Annotated in this window: 17 protein-coding genes; 8 read left to right on the plus strand and 9 right to left on the minus strand. The window is 73.5% G+C overall.

Annotated features, from left to right (window positions below; all coding sequences use genetic code 11):
* The coding region (locus BM414_RS22890) for a GAF domain-containing protein (protein WP_139245992.1) at positions 1–427 on the minus strand (427 nt) is incomplete at its 3' end.
* A 366-nt stretch (positions 428–793) separates the two neighbouring features.
* On the opposite strand from BM414_RS22890, the gene BM414_RS22895 reads away from it, so the two are divergent.
* The 5 genes from BM414_RS22895 to BM414_RS22915 all read left to right on the plus strand — a co-directional run bounded on the left by BM414_RS22895 (position 794) and on the right by BM414_RS22915 (position 4,016).
* Positions 794–1,219, plus strand: a complete 426-nt coding sequence (locus tag BM414_RS22895; protein WP_342716306.1) for an ATP-binding protein — start codon at positions 794–796, stop codon at positions 1,217–1,219.
* 158 nt (positions 1,220–1,377) lie between these two features.
* The gene (locus BM414_RS22900) at positions 1,378–1,839 is read left to right on the plus strand and encodes an ATP-binding protein (protein WP_093583326.1); all 462 of its coding nucleotides are present in this window, start codon (positions 1,378–1,380) and stop codon (positions 1,837–1,839) included.
* A 118-nt stretch (positions 1,840–1,957) separates the two neighbouring features.
* Positions 1,958–2,566 (plus strand): GNAT family N-acetyltransferase, encoded by a 609-nt coding sequence (locus BM414_RS22905; RefSeq protein WP_093583328.1) that lies wholly within the window; start codon positions 1,958–1,960, stop codon positions 2,564–2,566.
* Positions 2,567–2,676: 110 nt separating this feature from the next.
* Entirely contained in the window at positions 2,677–3,303 is a 627-nt protein-coding gene (locus BM414_RS22910; protein ID WP_217644892.1) for a cupin domain-containing protein, read from the plus strand.
* Complete coding sequence (locus BM414_RS22915) at positions 3,300–4,016, plus strand: B3/B4 domain-containing protein (protein WP_093583330.1); 717 nt, start codon at positions 3,300–3,302, stop codon at positions 4,014–4,016. The genes BM414_RS22910 and BM414_RS22915 overlap by 4 nt, the downstream gene beginning before the upstream one ends.
* A gap of 4 nt (positions 4,017–4,020) precedes the next feature.
* Here BM414_RS22915 and BM414_RS22920 read toward each other — a convergent pair whose 3' ends face one another.
* The 4 genes from BM414_RS22920 to BM414_RS22935 all read right to left on the minus strand — a co-directional run bounded on the left by BM414_RS22920 (position 4,021) and on the right by BM414_RS22935 (position 8,639).
* Positions 4,021–5,211 carry an NAD(P)/FAD-dependent oxidoreductase gene (locus BM414_RS22920; protein ID WP_217644893.1) on the minus strand — a complete coding sequence of 397 codons (1,191 nt, stop codon included), beginning with the start codon at positions 5,209–5,211 and terminating at the stop codon, positions 4,021–4,023.
* Positions 5,212–5,326: 115 nt separating this feature from the next.
* Positions 5,327–5,803, minus strand: coding sequence for a hypothetical protein (locus BM414_RS22925; protein WP_093583334.1), 477 nt, complete (start codon positions 5,801–5,803; stop codon positions 5,327–5,329).
* A gap of 26 nt (positions 5,804–5,829) precedes the next feature.
* Entirely contained in the window at positions 5,830–6,948 is a 1,119-nt protein-coding gene (locus BM414_RS22930; RefSeq protein ID WP_093583336.1) for a flavin-containing monooxygenase, read from the minus strand.
* The gene (locus BM414_RS22935) at positions 6,945–8,639 is read right to left on the minus strand and encodes a multicopper oxidase domain-containing protein (protein ID WP_093583338.1); all 1,695 of its coding nucleotides are present in this window, start codon (positions 8,637–8,639) and stop codon (positions 6,945–6,947) included. The genes BM414_RS22930 and BM414_RS22935 overlap by 4 nt, the downstream gene beginning before the upstream one ends.
* Before the next feature lie 338 nt (positions 8,640–8,977).
* Here BM414_RS22935 and BM414_RS22940 point away from each other — a divergent pair, with 338 nt between their 5' ends.
* Positions 8,978–10,024, plus strand: coding sequence for an NAD(P)-dependent alcohol dehydrogenase (locus BM414_RS22940; RefSeq protein WP_245784925.1), 1,047 nt, complete (start codon positions 8,978–8,980; stop codon positions 10,022–10,024).
* 554 nt (positions 10,025–10,578) lie between these two features.
* Here the strand turns inward: BM414_RS22940 and BM414_RS22950 are convergent.
* Both BM414_RS22950 and BM414_RS22955 read right to left on the minus strand, forming a co-directional pair.
* Complete coding sequence (locus BM414_RS22950; RefSeq protein ID WP_093583343.1) at positions 10,579–11,004, minus strand: SRPBCC family protein; 426 nt, start codon at positions 11,002–11,004, stop codon at positions 10,579–10,581.
* Between the two features lie 658 nt (positions 11,005–11,662).
* Positions 11,663–12,304 (minus strand): dihydrofolate reductase family protein, encoded by a 642-nt coding sequence (locus BM414_RS22955; protein WP_093583345.1) that lies wholly within the window; start codon positions 12,302–12,304, stop codon positions 11,663–11,665.
* 264 nt (positions 12,305–12,568) lie between these two features.
* Between BM414_RS22955 and BM414_RS31050 the strand changes: the two genes are divergently transcribed.
* Positions 12,569–12,706 (plus strand): hypothetical protein, encoded by a 138-nt coding sequence (locus BM414_RS31050; protein WP_245784926.1) that lies wholly within the window; start codon positions 12,569–12,571, stop codon positions 12,704–12,706.
* Between the two features lie 492 nt (positions 12,707–13,198).
* On the opposite strand, the gene BM414_RS22965 is transcribed toward BM414_RS31050, so the two are convergent.
* Positions 13,199–13,687, minus strand: a complete 489-nt coding sequence (locus BM414_RS22965; protein ID WP_175551751.1) for a MarR family winged helix-turn-helix transcriptional regulator — start codon at positions 13,685–13,687, stop codon at positions 13,199–13,201.
* Between the two features lie 56 nt (positions 13,688–13,743).
* Here BM414_RS22965 and BM414_RS22970 point away from each other — a divergent pair, with 56 nt between their 5' ends.
* Positions 13,744–14,628: an alpha/beta fold hydrolase gene (locus BM414_RS22970; RefSeq protein ID WP_093583445.1), complete on the plus strand. Its 885-nt coding sequence runs from the start codon at positions 13,744–13,746 to the stop codon at positions 14,626–14,628.
* Between the two features lie 165 nt (positions 14,629–14,793).
* On the opposite strand, the gene BM414_RS22975 is transcribed toward BM414_RS22970, so the two are convergent.
* Entirely contained in the window at positions 14,794–15,501 is a 708-nt protein-coding gene (locus BM414_RS22975; RefSeq protein WP_217644894.1) for a phosphotransferase, read from the minus strand.
* Positions 15,502–16,617 lie beyond the last annotated feature (1,116 nt).

The raw sequence follows: 16,617 nt of genomic DNA on the forward strand, positions 1-16,617 counted from the left end.
GGGCGTAGATGTTCAGCGCGCCGGAGACCTGCTCGTCGACGTCGATGTCCAGCGGGACCGACAGCGAGCTGAGGGCCCCGCGCTCGGCTGCCCGGGGCGTGTAGTCCGGCCACCGGTCGTCGGTGCGGGCGTCGGCGATCATCGTCAGCTCACCGGTGCGGGCGGCGTGCAAGCAGGGTCCGTGACCGCGCTCGTACTGCCGCTCGTCGAGGTCGACGGCGAGCTGGCCGGTGGAGGCCACGGTGGTGGGGCTGCCCCTGACCAGCAGGGACACCGATGCCTCGAGGTCGCCGGGCAGCACCGTCGTGGCCAGGTCGGCCACGGTCTGCAGCAGGCTCTCCATCGACAGCTCCCGCAGGGACAACCGGCCGAGGCGCTCGAGCACTTCGGCGGCACCGGCGGGTCGCCGGTCCTGGGGGTCGGCCATGACGCGGCCTCCGGTCTGGGATGCACCGGGCGCGGGTGACCTCGGCCGCGGACCCCCGGTCTGGAGGTCCGTGCTGGCTGGGCACGCCGCTGCTGGACGGACGGCCGGCGTCGGGTCGTCCCCGGCACCTGTCGGGAGCCTACGCGGGTCCGGCGGCCACCGGGCCGCCTCCTGACCCTGCGCGTGGCGTTCGGGGCAAGGCGGGCCCGACGGGCCCCGGCGAGCACGATGGCCCGAGTCGAACCGCCGGCTCGGACCGTGGAGATCGGCCGATGACCGTGTCGCCGTGGACACTCAGAGCACTCCCACCGAGGAGCGCGCAGTCCGCCCGCGTGGGGCGGTGGCACCCCGGGGACGCTGGCGGAGCTGACCGTCTCCCGTCGCGCGCTCGACGCCGCCCTGCACGACGGCGCCCGACCGGCCGCTGCCGTCGAGGGCGGGGTGCAGCGATCGTTGCTGGCGCTCGAGGAACTGACGTCGAACGCACTGCGGCACGGCCGCCTGCCCGTCGAGGTCACGGTCACCCGGACCGGCCGGTCCTGGCTGCTCGAGGTCGGCGACGCCGCAGGCGACGACCCGCCGACCCTGGCGGCCGACCGCGACCCCGCGCTCGGCGGCCTGGGCCTGCCCCTCGTCGCCACGATCTCCGCTGCCCACGGCCGGACCGCGGACGGGAGCCGCAAGGTGGTGTGGGCCCGGGTGGACTCCACGCTCAGCGAGGCCTCCGACGCACCCCGGGACCCGCGGCCACCGGACGCACGCGGCGGGCGCGGGCGCGGGCCCGGGCCCTGACCACCGGTTTCCACCGATGACGGCCCGGGTAGTCCCGGAATCCAGTCTCCCTGTTCTGGTAGCCCCGGCCCCGGCGACCTCGACGTGCCGTCCGGAAGTGGGCCCATGCTCTGCGAACCTGCCGCTGACACCGACGCGAGTCCCGCCGCGGCCGCGTCATGAGCCGGCGACCGTCCGAGCCCGTCCCGCGCACCGTCGTCTCCGCCCACCCAGGTCCGGTGCTCGCCGGGCGGCGCTGTGAGTGGCGCTTCATCAGCCTCCCGAGCTCGGTCCGCGGGATGCGCCAGGACCTGCACGACGTCCTCGACGACACGGCACTGTCGGCTGACCTGGTCGGCGACCTCGTCCTGGCCGCCAGCGAGGCGGCCAACAACGCCGTCGAGCACGCCCAGCGACCGACGGAGCCGTTCTTCGACGTGTGCGTCGAGGTCGACCACGAGGCGGTGACCGTCACCATCCGGGACCACGGGACGTGGCGGCAGCCCCGGGTCCCGACGGTGCGGGGACGGGGACTGGCGATGATGGACGCCCTGGCCCAGACCACCGTGACGGCGGGCGTCCGTGGGACGACGGTGACCATCCGGTGCCGGCACACCGCCCTGGGGCCCGCGGCCGGCTGACGGGAGCCGGCCGCACGACCGCGGTCACGGCGTCGCGCTCGGCCACGGCCACGCCGGGTGGACCCAGCGGGGCGGACGGCGTCGCCCGTCGAGGAGCAGCACGGGCCACGGTCGCGCCATGGTGCACGAGAGCGGGTCCACGGTCCGGCCCGCCACCGCGGCGGATCGCGCGCAGCTCGCCCGGATCCTGACGGCGGCCTTCGCCGACGACCCGGTCTTCTCCTTCCTGTTCCCTCCGGTCATGCCGCGGCGGGAGGCCAGGGTGCAGCGCATGTTCGCGCTGGAGGCCCGCCGCAGCGAGGACCGCGACGGCACCTGGCTCGCCGAGGGGGCGGGCGCGGCGGTGTGGTTCCCGCCCGGGCGGTGGCGGTCCACGACCTGGGAGGACGTGCGGGACGGGCCGCGCTGGGTGCGTCTCTTCGGCCGGCAGCTGCGTCCGGCGCAGGAGGCCGGGTCGGTCATGGAGTCCCACCACCGGCTGCTGCCGGACCACTGGTACCTGCTCTACGTCGGCATCGAGCCGGGTCGGCAGGGACGGGGCCTCGGCAGTGCGCTGCTGCGCCCCGTCCTCGCGGGGTGCGACCGCACCGGGACGCCCGCGTACCTCGAGGCCTCCTGCGAGCGCAACCGGAGCCTGTACGCACGGCACGGGTTCGTCGAGCGCGACCCCCTGCCGCTCACCGCCGCGGGCCCGACCGTGTTCCCCATGTGGCGGGACCCGGCCTGACCGGACGCCGTGTCCCGGCTGCGGCACGACGCCGAGCGCGCTACGACCGGATCGGTCCACCCGCAGCCCTGCTCGTACTGCACGGCCGTCACTTCACCGCGTGATGCACTGTGTTGCACCACGGCGGGCAACGGGCGAGGGGACAACGGCATGGCGCAGGCGCCGGCGGTGAACGAGCTGATCGGGACGCGGGTCCGACAGCACCGGACCGCCCGCGGCTGGACCCTCGACGAGCTCGCCGACCGCTCCGGCATCAGCCGCAGGAGGTCATCACCATCGAGCACGGCGAGGGCAACCCGAGCATCGCCACCCTGCTGCGGATCAGCGACGCCCTCGGCGTCGGGCTGCCGGTCCTGGTCGACGTCGAACGCCCGCCTGCACTGACCGTCACCGCGGCCGGTCAGGCGCCGGTGCTGTGGCGCGGCCCGCGCGGCGGGCAGGCGCGGCTGGTCGCCGGCACCGAGCCACCCGACGTCGTCGAGCTGTGGGACTGGACGCTGCAGCCCGGCGAGTCGCACACCAGCGAGCCGCACAGCGCCGGCACCCGGGAACTGGTGCTCGTCCTGGAGGGCGCTGTCGACCTGCGCGTCGGGGAACGCACCGACCGGCTGCAGACCGGCGACTCCGCGGCCTTCGCCGGCGACGTCGCCCACGGCTACGCCACCCCCGACGCGGCCGCACCCGCCCGCTTCGCCCTCAGCGTGTTCCAGCCCCACGTTCCCGGGAGCCGTTCGTGACCGACCCACAGGCGTGGCTCGCCGCCGCCACGATCGACGACGCGGTGTTCGCGCTGCGGCCGGACTACCGGGTGCTGCTGCTGACCGCCGACGGCCTGCAGGGTGGCCCGAGCGACGAGGTCAGCGAGCGGGTCCTCGCCGCCGCCGAGGCCACCGCCCGGGAGCGGCTCGACGGGCGGAGGCCCGAGGAGCTGCCGCACCTCGCCGCGTGGCGGGAGGCGTACCGGGCCTTCGGTGCCAAGCCGCAGCGCACCCGACCCAGCGTCGAGGCGCTGATGCGCCGGCTCGACCCGGACGGGCTGCCGCGCATCGACCGGATCACCGACGTCTACAACGCCGTCTCCATCGCCTCCGTGCTGCCGCTCGGCGGCGAGGACCGCGCCGCCTACGCCGGGCCGCCGCGGCTGGTCCGCGCCGACGGCACCGAGCCGTTCGACACCACCGCCGGCGAGACGGTCGTCGAGCACCCGGAGCCCGGCGAGGTCGTCTGGCGCGACCAGGCCGGTGTCACCTGCCGCCGCTGGAACTGGCGTCAGGGCGTCCGCACCCGCATCACGACCGCCACCAGCAGCGCGCTGTTCATCCTCGACGTGCTGGACCCGATGACCGACGACGAGGCGCACGCCGCGGCCGACGCGCTCACCGAGGGGCTGCTCGCGCTCGGCCCCGAGGCCGTCGTCCACCGCCGGCTGCTCGGCGGCCGGGCGTCCTGACGCCTCAGGCGTCCACGGTCGCGTAGAGCCCGGCGGCCGGGCTCGCACCGGTGACGAGGAGGTCGGCCACCACGCCGGAGGCGACCCAGGCCTGCACGTGGCCGGTCCCGTTGTAGCCGCCCAGGGCGAACACCCGACCGGCGGTGCCCGGCACGGGTCCGCACCGGGGCAGGGGGTCCTCGGCGAAGCCCACGACGCCCGCCCACCGGTGCGTCACCGGCGCGTCCACCCCGAGCTCCTCGACCAGCCACCGGTCCAGGCGCTCCTGCACCGGCGCGGAGACCTCGGCCCTGGCCGTCCAGCTCGCGTCGCCGTCGAGGTCGGAGAAGCCACCGAGCGCGACCCGGCCGTCCGCCGTCTGGTGCACGTACTCGTGGCCGTGGCGCGCGTACACCGGGAACGGGAGGACCGTCCGGCCGAGGGGTGCCGTGGCGACCATGTTGAGGCGCCGCGGGCGCACGGACCGCGCCGACGGCACCAGCGCCGCCAGGTCACCGTCCATCGCCACGACCGCCCGGTCGCACCGCACCACCCCGGACGCGGTCGTCACGCCGACGCCGTCGCCGTCGGCGACCGGGAGCCCGACCACCGGCGAGTGCTCGAGGACCCGCGCCCCGCGCGACTCCAGGGCACCGGCGAGCGCCCGGAGCCACCGGACGGGGTGCACCGATCCGTCGTGGGGGAAGAACAGCCCGGCCCGTCCCGGCCGGGCGAGCGGGGCCGGGAGGTCGTCCTCGGCCACGAGCTGCCCCGGGAAGCCGTCCTCGGCCAGCGCCGCGGCGTTCCTCCGGACGTCGTCGGCCTCGCTCGCGTCGACGGCGAGCCGGAGCAGCCCGTCGCGGCGGAAGTGCGAGCGCGCGCCGACGGCCTCGGCCACCTCGAGCATCTCCCGCTGGGCGGCCAGCGTCGCCCCGTGGACGGCCGCCGCCCGCTCGCGCCCCCACAGCCGGCGGGTGTCGTGGTACATCGGCGCGGCGCCGGCGATGAAGAAGCCGCCGTTGCGGCCGCTCGCGCCGGAGGCCACCTCGGACCGCTCGAGCACGACCACCGAGAGGCCGGCGTCGAGCAGGCGCCGGGCCGTCGCGAGGCCGCCGATGCCGGCGCCGACCACGCACACGTCCGCCCGCGCCTCCCCCTCCAGCGGCGGTCGCGCGGCGTACGGCTCGTCCTGCCACAGCGGTACCGAGCTGGTCACGTGCGCTGACCTCCCGCGGGTCGTCGGAGCCGCCGGGCGGCGGTCCGGTGACGCGACTCTGCCCCACGACCGGCCGTGGTGGGCGCGGGACGACGGACCACCCCGCGCCGGCCGCTCACCACCCGAGGTGCACGTCAGCCAGGATCCCGGCGGCGATGAGCGCGGCGGCGACGACGTCGACGGTGGCGCAGAACGGCGGCCACCAGCGGGTGTTGGCCACGAACCCGGTGCGGTGCTGCCAGAGGTCCTTCAGGCCGTGCCCGGCCAGGCCGGCCACGAGCAGCCAGGCCGAGCCGGTCACCGCCACCGCGGCGAGGACGACGAAGACGGCGGCGACGCAGGTCTCGACGGCGATGACCTCGCCCCGCCCGTCGGCCACGCTGAACCCGATGTAGATCGCGGCGATCAGGGCGAGCCCCAGCGCGTAGACGGTGGCGGCGTCGAGCCAGGGGAAGGCCAGCGGCGACGCCGCCTGCAGGCAGCCCCAGACCACGCCCCAGGTGATCGGGATGCGCAGCCCACGCGCACCGGCGGCTGCCGGGTCGCGGCGCTGCGCGTCCGGGGCACGCCCGGAGCCGGACTGGGCACTCACAGCGGTCTCCTCCCGAGCTCGGCGGGTTAGGTCCGCGCTGCTCGCGACGGCGGCCGTGGAGTCTCCTCGCCCGTCGCCGTGGCCGTGCGGGCCACATGGGCAGCGACGTGGGCGGCGACGTGGGCGGCGTCGTCGGCGACGAAGCCGAGGAGGGCCGAGCCGCGGGTGTGCTGCCAGGCCAGGCCGAGGAAGTACAGCCCGGAGACCGCGGTGATGCCGCGGTCGTGGGCGACGCGGCCGCCGCGGAACGCGCCGGGAGCGTCGATCCAGGAGTGGTCCGACCGGTAGCCCGTCGCCCAGACGACGACGTCGACCTCACGGCTGCTGCCGTCGGCGAACCGCACCGTGCGGCCGGCCGCGCCGACCAGTCGCGGCCGGAACCGGACACCGGACCGCTGCAGGCGCCGCCGACCGGTGCCGATGAGGAACTCGCCGCGAGCCTGCATCCGGGAGCCGAGCCGGGATCCGGCGGTCACCCGCATCAGGCCCAGCCGGGTCAGCCACCAGAACAGGTCCCGGCCCAGCAGCCGCTGGGGCAGCGCCGGGTAGGCCGACCCGACCGACAGCTCCACCCGCCGGATCGCGGCCAGCTCCTCGGCGATCTGGAAGCCGGAGTTGCCGCCGCCGACGACCAGCACGTCCCCGTCCGGCAGCTCGGCGGCGCTGCGGTAGGCGCCGCTGTGCACCTGGGTCACCGAGTCGTCCAGCCCGGCCGCCACCGCGGGGACGAACGGGACCTGGAAGGGACCGGTCGCCACTATGACCTGACCGGCGGCGAACTCCCGGCCGTCGTCGGTGCTGAGCCGGAACCCGGCCTCGCTGCGGCGCAGGGCGGTGACCCGGGCGTCGAGTGCCACCGGCAGGTCGGAGGCGGCGGCGTAGTCCCGCAGGTACGCGGCGACCGCCTCCTTGCCCGGGTAGGTGCCGGCCGGCGCCGGGAACGGGGAACCGGGCAGCGCGTCGTGCTCGGCCGGGGTGAACAGCCGCAGCGACTCCCACCGCGTGCGCCAGGAGTGCCCGAGCTCGCCTTCCGCCTCCAGGACCAGGAACCGCAGCCCCTGCCGGCGCAGGTGCCAGGCGGCGGCGAGACCGGCCTGTCCTGCGCCCACGACGACGACGTCGAACGGTCCGGCAGGGGCGGTCACGGCGTCGCTCCGCGGTCCACGGTGAAGCTGAACATCATCCCCGCGTGCATGTGCTCGGCGATGTGGCAGTGCGCCATCCACAGGCCGGGGTTGGTGACGTCGAGCAGCAGGTCGACGGTCTGTCCGGTCCGGACGAGGACGGTGTCCTTCCACACCAGGTCGGGTTCGGGCACCTCGTCCCGGGCGAGGACGAGGAAACGGCCGGCGCCGTGGACGTGGAACGGGTGGTGCATCGGGTGGTCGGAGTCCATCTCGTTGACCAGCCGGATCTTGACCCGCTGCCCGACGGTGAACCGCCAGCCGACAGGAGGCCCGTCGTGGCCGGCGGTGCGGTCCCGGAACTCCCAGCGCATCGTCTCGGTGGTGGTGGCCCGGTTCATCTCGGCCATCTCGTCCTCCCACTCGATCCCGTCGGCGGTGGCGGAACCGTGGGGGTGGGCGTGCACGTGCGCGGCGTCGTGGTCGCTCGCTGACACCTCCGGGGCGGCGGCACCGTGGCCCCTGTCGTGGCCCATGTCGTCGTCGTCGTGGGTCATGTCATGGCCGACCGCGCCGGCCGGGGCGGTCACCATCAGCTTCATGCCGCACTCCGGGCAGCGCCCGGGCTGGTCGCTGACCACCTCGGGGTGCATCGGGCAGGCGTAGGTGACCGGTCCGGCCGCCGCGGACGCGCCCGGGTCGTCCATCTCCGCGACGATGGCCAGGACCTTGTCCGGCGGCGCGTCCACCCACGCCTGCAGCCGTTCCCGTTCCGCGGCCAGCTCCGGCGCGGTGCGCAGCACCTCGAACTGCGGTGCCAGCGGTGGCTCGGCGACCTCGCCGGTGACGGTGAACGCCGCCAGCCGGTAGCTCCGGTCCGGTGTGCGGTGCTCCAGCACGAACGCCCCCGCCCGGTCGAACAGCACGTCGACCACCGCGCGCTCCGACGGACCGAGCACCACGTCGTCGACGAACTCCTCGTGCTCCATCCGGCCGCTGTCACCGCCGACGAGCTTCATCCGGGCGCCGGGCACGCCGACCCGGAAGACGCGGCTGTTGGCGGTGTCGGTCAACCACAGCCGGACGACCTCGCCGGTCCTCACGGTGGACGTCGGGTCGGTCTCCCCGCCGGTGAGCATCAGGTTGCCGTAGCGGCCCATGGCCGCGTAGTTCGTCTCGGTGCGGCTGAACGGGGCGATCGTGCCGTCCTCGAGCAGCAGGTCGTCGAGGGTCAGCACCAGGTCCCGGTGCACCGGTGGCCAGTAGTCCGGCTCGGTCGGGGTGACCAGGATGCTGCCGTAGAGGCCCAGCTCCTGGGTGACGTCCTCGCGGACGTGCGGGTGGTACCAGTACAGGCCCGGGTCGGGGAACTGGATGCGGTAGGTGAACTCCCCGCCCGGCGGGATCGGCGCCTGGGTCTCGTGCGGCACGCCGTCGAAGCGGTTCTCCAGCCGCAGCCCGTGCCAGTGCACCGTGGTGTCGAGGTCGGTGCCGTTGGCGACGTGCACGACGATCTCCGAGCCCTGCCGCACCTTCAGCGTGGGTCCGGGGATCGAGCCGTTGTAGGCCAGCATCCGCACCGTGCTGTCGCCGATCCGCTTGGCGACCGGGGCGGGGCGCAGCCGCAGCTCCTCGCCGTCAGCCAGCTCCAGCACCTCGGGTCGGAGGGCCTCCGGCAGGCCGGTGAGGTCGGTCGGGAAGAAGGTGTCCACGGGACGTCCTCCTGTCGGTGAGCGTGGAGGTCCGACTCCGGATGCCGCCGGAGGCGCGAGGTGATCCGGAGGAGTCCGCGACACCGCGCGCACCGGCGAGGGAGGGCTCGGGAACGTGCTCCGCAGTCATGGCGCCTCCTGTGCGGACTGGTAGTCCACCGCCGCCGGGGGTGGACTGTCCAGACGCCGGCCCACGGTCCGGCCCGGCAACCGCCGGAGCGGGATGGCCGGCTGCCCGTCGGCCCGGGCCCCCCTCCCGCCGCCGGGAGGCGTCCGTAGCGTGGGACCCCCGGTGGAGCGGTCCTCCCCGACGCATCCGACGCCCGCAGGAGGAGCCCGTGCCCACCACCGTCAAGGCCTACGCCGCCACGTCCGCCACGGAGCCGTTGACGCTGACGACGATCGAGCGCCGGGACGTCGGCCCGCACGACGTCCGCATCGACATCCGGTACAGCGGCATCTGCCACTCCGACATCCACACCGCCCGCGGCGAGTGGGGTCCCACGGACTACCCCGTCGTCCTCGGCCACGAGATCGCCGGGATCGTCGCCGAGGTCGGCTCGGAGGTGACCGGGTTCCGGGTCGGCGACCGCGTCGGCGTCGGCTGCCTGGTCGACTCGTGCCGCGAGTGCCCGTACTGCCGACGCGGGGACGAGCAGTTCTGCGTCGAGGGCTACGTCGAGACCTACTCGAGCACCGGCCGGGACGGCCGGCCCACCCAGGGCGGCTACGCCGAGGCCATCGTCGTCACCGAGGACTTCGTCCTGCGCATCCCCGACGGCATGGGGCTCGACGTCGCCGCGCCGCTGCTGTGCGCGGGCATCACCGTCTACTCACCGCTGCGCCACTGGAGGACCGGCCCCGGCACGAGGGTCGCCGTCGTCGGCCTCGGCGGACTGGGCCACATGGCGGTCCAGCTGGCCTCCGCCATGGGGGCCGAGGTCACCGTGCTGTCGCAGTCGTTGAAGAAGCAGGAGGACGGCCTGCGGCTGGGCGCCACCCACTACGCCGCCACCAGCGACCCGGACACGTTCTCCCGCCTGGCGGCCTCGTTCGACCTCGTCCTCAACACGGTCAGCGCGTCGATCGACCTCGACGCCCACCTGTCCCTGCTCGCCGTGGACGGCACGATGGTCAACCTCGGCATCCCGGAGCACCCGCTGTCGCTGAACGCCTCCTCCCTGCTCATGCGGCGCGTCTCCTACGCCGGCTCGAACATCGGCGGCATCCGCGAGACCCAGGAGATGCTGGACTTCTGCGCCGAGCACGGCATCGCCACCCTGATCGAGACCATCGGCGTGGAGCAGGTCAACGAGGCCTACGAGCGGGTCGTGGCCTCCGACGTGCGCTACCGGTTCGTGATCGACATGGCCACGCTGGCCTGACGAGGCGCGGGTGGCCGTGAGCGAGGTCCCGTCGCGCCCCGGGGATCTCGCGGCCAGCGCCTCGTCTTCGCGGCAGGAGCTGCGCGGTCCGGCACTCAGCCGCCGGGCCGACGCGCTCGGCGGGCGCCGCCTCGAGGAGCACGCAGCGACGACCTGGTCGCGAAGAAGGCGAGTCGACCGCGTGCGCACGGTCGAGGAGACGCTCGGACGAGCCGGCGTCGAGCACCCGCGGGGCGATCGGACAGCCCTCGTCAACGGGTCGGACGTGCTGGATCTCGTCGGTCGTCCAGTGGTCGTGGCGCCCGATGCGGCTGGCCTGCCGACCCACTGACCTGCAGTGTCGCTCCCCCCGAATGGGCTCGAACCGACAACCCTGCGATGCCCGGCATGGGCGTCGACTCCCGTTGGCGTGGACCTGGAGGTCCCGCTCCGACGTCCTGGTCACCGAGGAGGACGCGTCCGACGCCCACGTCGGGCGGCTACGAGGGTCGGTGTTGGGGCCCTGGTCGCCTGACGGGGCGGTCGACCGTGGGCGACTCGCGCACTGCCGGACGTCACACCCGTCCCTCGCTCCTCGCCTTGATCCCCTCCGCCTCGGCGGTCAGGTACCGATCGGTGAGGCGGCGGTAGAACCGTCCCATCACCCTGCCCACGGGCCCGGCCTGCTCCACCGCCAGCGTCACGCGCGTGCCGCCGGCGCCGAGCTCCTCGAGCAGGTGCCGAGCAGTGGTGCGCACACCCGGGCCGGTGGCCACCCAGGTGAACGAGCGGCTCGGCTCGAGCTCCGTCACCACGTACTCGGTCGGGGGGATCCGGGGCTGCTCCACCCGGACCCGGGACCCGACGGCGAGCGGGCCGTCGTCGAGTCGTCGCACCGAGGTCACCGTCGGCGCCCACTCCGGCCACCGCTCCACGTCGCGCAGCACCTCCCAGACCTGCTCGACCGAGGCCGCGACGTCGATCGTCCTGCTCTGCTCCACCGAGCCATCCTGCTCCTGGTCGCTACCGGAGACAGAGCTGGAGCAGATGCCACACCTCGTCCACCAGGCGGCTGCCGATCCGTCGGACGGGTCCGAGGAGCTACCTCCGCAGGCTGGACGCACGGCAGGTGGCAGGGGCGCCGGTCACCGAGCTCGCCGGCGGGAGGCTGAGAGGCGGCGCCCCGAGCGGGATCTGCGCAGTGGAACCACCGGAGTCCGCTCGAGCTGACGCGTCGGAACGCACCACCCCCGAAGGCAGGGTGCGACGCACAGCGGCTTCGTCCTGCGCCTGGTGCGGTGGCGCCATCACGTCCCGGTCCCGAGGTCCCATCCCCAAGTGGTGCTCAGTGAGCTGCCGCCGCCGGTCATGGGAGCAAGGCCGCGCGGCGGCGTCCGGTCGGTCAGCTGTCGAGGTGGTCGAGCGCCGAGTCCAGGTACGTGTGCCGGCCACGTGCACCCGCCAGGGCTGGTTGCGGACGCTCGAGGGCTGACCGAGCAGGTCCACGACGGCCGTGTCCACGACCTCGCATCGCTGACGCCGGCCCTCGCGGACGTGCAGGGAGCGGTCGAGCGCCGGACGCCGTTCGTCCGTCAGCCGGTCATGGCCGAGGACTGCTGCGCGATCGCGCGTCCTGGGCAGGCAGGACGATCCGCGCCGTCACGACCTCGTGAACGTGAGGTGGGTGACGCCGCTGGGTGTCGAGACCGCCTCGATGTCGTAGTCCGCCTCCAGGGCTTCGAGGCCGTCCCACAGCCGTACTCCGCGGCCGAGCACGATCGGCACCTGGACCAGGTGGACGTGGTCGACGAGCCCCGCCGCGATGAAGTCCCGTGCGACGGTCGGGCCGCCACCGATGCGCACGTCCTGGCCGGCTGCCGCCTCGCGCGCGACGTCGAGGGCCTCGGCCGGCGAGGCGTCGAGGAAGTAGAACGTCGTCCCCCCGGCCATCTCGATCGGCGACCGCGGCCGGTGGGTCAGCACGAAGGTCGGTGTGTGGAACGGCGGGTTCGGGCCCCACCACCCCTTCCACTCGGCGTCCTCCTGCCAGCCCGGGGGCCCGAACTTGCCCGCGCCCATGATCTCGGCGCCGATACCCGGCTCGTGCTGCCGGGCGATCGCGTCGTCGACGCCGACGGTGCCGCCTGTGCGTCCCACGATCGGGGCGCCGAAGCGGGTGGCGATCATCCACTCGTGCAGCCGCTGGCCGGCGTGGCCGAAGGGGGTGTCGAGTGTCTGGCCCTCACCGGTGGCGAATCCGTCCAGCGACATGGAGAGGTTGTGGATGCGGGTCCGTGTCATCTGCTCACTCCGTCTGTTCGGCTGCCTTCCGCCGGTGGAGACCTCCGCCGGCCTCCGCGTTCATCGGTCCCGTGCGGCTCCGCTTCATCCGAGCGGAGGCGTTCCGGGTTTCCGGCACCCTCAGGCTCTCGTGAGCCTGCCGGTTGGCGGACGACAGCTCGATCGGCATGGGTCGCTCCGGCCTGAGCGAACGGGAAAGGGCCGAGGCGCTGCTGGTCGTCCCAGGCCACGTGGTCGCCGGTGGTCTTCTCCAGTCCCAAGGGGATGCCGCGCGATCCGTTCGACACCAGCAGCGACCTGCGCCATGCGCTGGACCGTGCCGGCTCGGACCGGGTGACCTCGCACCTGTTCCGCAAGACCGCGGCGACCCAGCGGGACGAGGCGGGTGTGTCGGCCCGGTAGATCGCCGACGGCCTCGGGCACACCCGGCCCAGCTTCACCCAGGACGTGTACCTCGGTCATCAGGTCGCTTCTACCGGCGCGGCAGTCGCGCTTGAAGCGCTCCGGCCCACAGCTGGCCAGCAGCGAACTCCCTGAGCGGCCGATTCAAGGGCAGGATCGCGAGCATCATCGCTGCCGTGCTGGTCCTCACACTGTGCGGCTTGGTCCTGAGCCTGGCCGGGGCCGCCGCCCGCGGTGTTCGACCGGCGGGGCCTGAGTGCGGCAGCCCCCGCGGGAGCCGCTGCGGCGGCTGATCAGCGTCCGGAAGTCCGCTCCTGCGGCGGCGGCGGCGGCGGCGGCGGCTCGGCGGCCAGCGCCAGCCCTGAAGGGCTCCCATGATTGGTCGCTCAGGGGCATGGAGTCGGCTTCCGGGGCAGCGTTCGGGCTGACGTCACGGTGGCACGGGGTCGCACCTGCCCGCATGTTCCACGGCTTCGGACAGGCTGGTGCCGATCATCCCGTGGGGTCTCCTCCGGGCTTCGCTTCTCGTCCGGCGAGGGTCAGCGTGCCGAGTAGTTGGGCGAGGACGCGGCAGGTGCGCTCGAACTCCTCTGGTCCGACCACCGCCGCCCAGTGCTGCTCGATCTCGGCCACCCGGTCACCGGCGTCGTCGAGGAGTTGCCGCCCGCGTGACGTCGGGTAGATCAAGCGGGCGCGGCCGTCGGCGGGATCGGGACGGCGCTCCAAGTATCCCGATCGCTCCAGCTCCGTCACCAGTTCCGACATGGTGGCAAGGCCGAGCTGCGCACGAGCGGCGAGCTCGGTCAGCCGGATCCCGTCGATGCCCACATTGCCGAAGACGTGCATGTGCGGCTCCCGTAGATCGGTGTAGCCCCGGTCCTCGCCAGCGGCGGACAGCTCCTTCCGGAACTCACCCAGCAGCTTCACCAGCAGCTGGCCGATGGCCGGGCGGTCGCTCGGGAGATCCCTTGACGTCGGCACGGTTCGACAGGATAGTTCGGACACCGAAACTTCGGTTCCCGAAGGAGATGGTGAGGATGTCGCGCGCCGACGCTGAGACGCCGAACGGCCGGAGGATCACGACGCGGCTGGGAGCCCTCCGTGTGCGGGAAGTCGGCTCGGGCCCGCCGGCCGTGCTCTGGCACAGCCTTTTCGTCGACTCCACGACCTGGCAGCGGATGGAGAGCCGACTCGGCGCGGAGCGGCAGCTCATCGTCCTCGACGGTCCAGGCCACGGCTCGAGCGGGGATGCCGGTCGCGACTACACGCTCGACGACTGCGCCGGCGCCGCATCCGACGTGCTCGACCAGTCGGGCGTCACGGAGCCGGTGGACTGGCTCGGGAACGCCTGGGGTGGTCACGTCGGTGCCGCCTTCGCCGCGTCCGAGCCGGATCGCTGCCGAACCCTGACCGCTGTCTGCGCCCCCGTCCATGCCCTGGAGCCGGCGGTACGGCGACAGATGCGTGCGAGCATCCCGGTCTACCGACTCCTCGGGCCGATCCGACCCTTCGTCAAGACCCTCACGCACGGCGGACTGCTGAGCCCGCACCCCGACCCCGAGGACGCGCAGGTGGTGGCCGATGCGTTCCGGCGCGCCGACCGCCGAGGAATGGCTCGGGCGATGACGTGCGTCTCGCTCCGACGCGTCGATCTCACGCCGACGCTGCCCGCGGTGGGGGTTCCCACTCTCATGATCGCCGCCGCCGACGACCCGCTGTGGCGGCCCGAGCAGGCGCGAGCCGCCGTCCGCGCCATGCCCCGGGCAGCCGCGATCACCGTTCCAGGAGGCGGGCACGTCGAGCCGCTGCTCCGGTCGGCCCCGCTGCTCGCGCAGATCATCACCGACTTCTGGCGCGATCCACCCGGAGTCCTCGCCGGCAGCCACGGCGAGCCGGCGAGCCGTGAACCGCGCCGGGATTGATGGACACCGCCATCACGAAAGCGGAACGCGAGCACCTCGAGCCCTGCTCATGCCCTTGCGCGCCCGAGGATCGCCGGTCCTCTCGCGGGTCCCCTTGCGTGCCATTCGCAGCTGGCCACCCGGCGGCGGCGGCGTCGCTGTAGCAGCTTCGTGAGGTGGACCGGGTCAGTGGCGGCAGGAGTTCGCGATGAGGTCGATTGCCTGGTCGAGCATGGCGCGCTCGTCCGAGGCGAGCGCCGGGTCGGCGGCTCGGAAGGCGGCAGCAGCGGTGAGTGCGCTCGCAGGCCACTGCTCGGTCTGCTCCAGGAACGCCAGCAGGCAGCGGCGCGCCAACGGCGCCCGCGGTTGGCGGGTGTCGACCGCGACATGGGCGAGGATCACCGCGGTCAGCGCGACGTCGACGTCAGCTGAGCCGTCGTCCGCGTTCCGCCAGTCCACGACGACCGGCCCGCGCGCGGTCAGCACGACGTTGTCCGGATGCAGGTCGAGGTGCACCACAACACGTCCCGGCGCGGGCGAGGTCCGCGCCGGGATGACGTGTAGTCGCCGGTGCAAGTCCGCCAGCTGCGCTGCTACCGGTTCGGGCCCCACCGTGCCGTCGAGCAGCGCGTGCAACGCCGTTGACCCGTCCAGCCGCTCCAGTACGAGGTCCGGACCGCCGGACCCGAGCACCGTCGGCACCGGGTAGCCGTACGCAGCGACATGACGCATCACGTCGGCCTCGTGGGCGGTGTCGCCACCGCGGCGATAGCGCCGCAGCACTCGTCCCGGCCCGTACTCGAAGACGTCCGCATCGCGGCCTGAAGCAAGCAGAGGACCGATCTCCACGACCGCGACGCTAGAGCGTGTTCCCAGGACATCTGCGGACAGCAACGAGCTCCCTGCGCTCCCCCGACCCACCCGTGCTGGACTCCGTGGCTCCCCGTGGACCGAGCGCCCTGGCGCATCTTGCCCGTGCCTCGTGTCGACCTGCTGTCGTCTCGATCCGGGATCGGCGTCCGGCACGACCGGCTCATCATCGGCGGCGGTCAACGGCCCTCGCACGTCCTTGGCCGAGAGCGGGCTGACCCGCGAACGGCGGAGCTCGTGCCCAAGCCGTTCGACGTCCACGGCGACGATCGACACCCGGTCCGCGAAGCGCCCGACCACTACGCCGAGCCCGGCGGAACAGATCTCGACGGCCGGACCCAGGACGGCGGTGCGGCCATGTCTCGGTCGACTGCTCGTGCCTGGACGATGAGGCGCTCCGCGACCGCGGTCTGCTCGGCGGTCCCGACCTCGTCGACCTCCTCCACTGCGAAGGCACCGTTGCGCTCCGGACGGGGGTCGAGCCGTAGCTCTTCCCGCCCCGGAGACGCCGATCGGTGCTCAGGGCCTGTCCTGCGGATCATGTGCGCCGCCACCCCTGTCCCTGAAGGCGGCTTCAGTGACACTTGATCCGGTTGCGCTGCATTCCGTGTCGGGGCGTCGATGCTTCGAGCCGTTCAATGCGCCCGCGTGCAGGCATCTCTCGTTGTGCCGAGGCGCTCCCACAGGCGTGCGGCTGGGGAAGCCGCCGCGAATCGCCCGTCACGAGCGCCAGAAGTCATGCGTCGGTGACGGAACGGTGACGCCCGTGGCCATAACCTCTGCCATCCACCGAAGAACTGTTGCGCTTCGACAATGGCAAGCGCGCAACAGGCACTCAGGGTCCGTACTTCCGGAGCAGGAAGGCGATCGGGCGGCCAGAGCATCTCGTCGGTGCTGCGCCGCACAAGAGCGAGATCTCACGCTGTTCACCGCGCAATGGGAGCAGATAGCCACACGTCCGCGCGAGGGTGGAGGCCGCGAAGTACTTGTCGCGGGGTCTCAGCATGTGACCCCGCAAGTGTTGCAGTGTGGGCACTCGAGAGGGAAGCGGAATGAACGTACAGTCGGAAAGTCAAGCAATCGCCCGCGACGAGACGGATCAATCCGATCACTCAAGCATGTCGGGGGATACGCAACAGG

It is taken from the genome of Geodermatophilus amargosae, from assembly GCF_900116515.1.
GTDB classification, from domain to species: domain Bacteria; phylum Actinomycetota; class Actinomycetes; order Mycobacteriales; family Geodermatophilaceae; genus Geodermatophilus; species Geodermatophilus amargosae.

What these genes read in the sequence shown, in the direction of transcription:
- BM414_RS22900 (WP_093583326.1), top strand. Translation starts at nt 1,378, where the DNA reads ATGAGCCGGCGACCGTCCGAGCCCGTCCCGCGCACCGTCGTCTCCGCC.
- BM414_RS22905 (WP_093583328.1), top strand. Translation starts at nt 1,958, where the DNA reads ATGGTGCACGAGAGCGGGTCCACGGTCCGGCCCGCCACCGCGGCGGAT.
- BM414_RS22955 (WP_093583345.1), bottom strand. Translation starts at nt 12,304, where the DNA reads ATGACACGGACCCGCATCCACAACCTCTCCATGTCGCTGGACGGATTC.
- BM414_RS31050 (WP_245784926.1), top strand. Translation starts at nt 12,569, where the DNA reads ATGCCGCGCGATCCGTTCGACACCAGCAGCGACCTGCGCCATGCGCTG.
- BM414_RS22970 (WP_093583445.1), top strand. Translation starts at nt 13,744, where the DNA reads ATGTCGCGCGCCGACGCTGAGACGCCGAACGGCCGGAGGATCACGACG.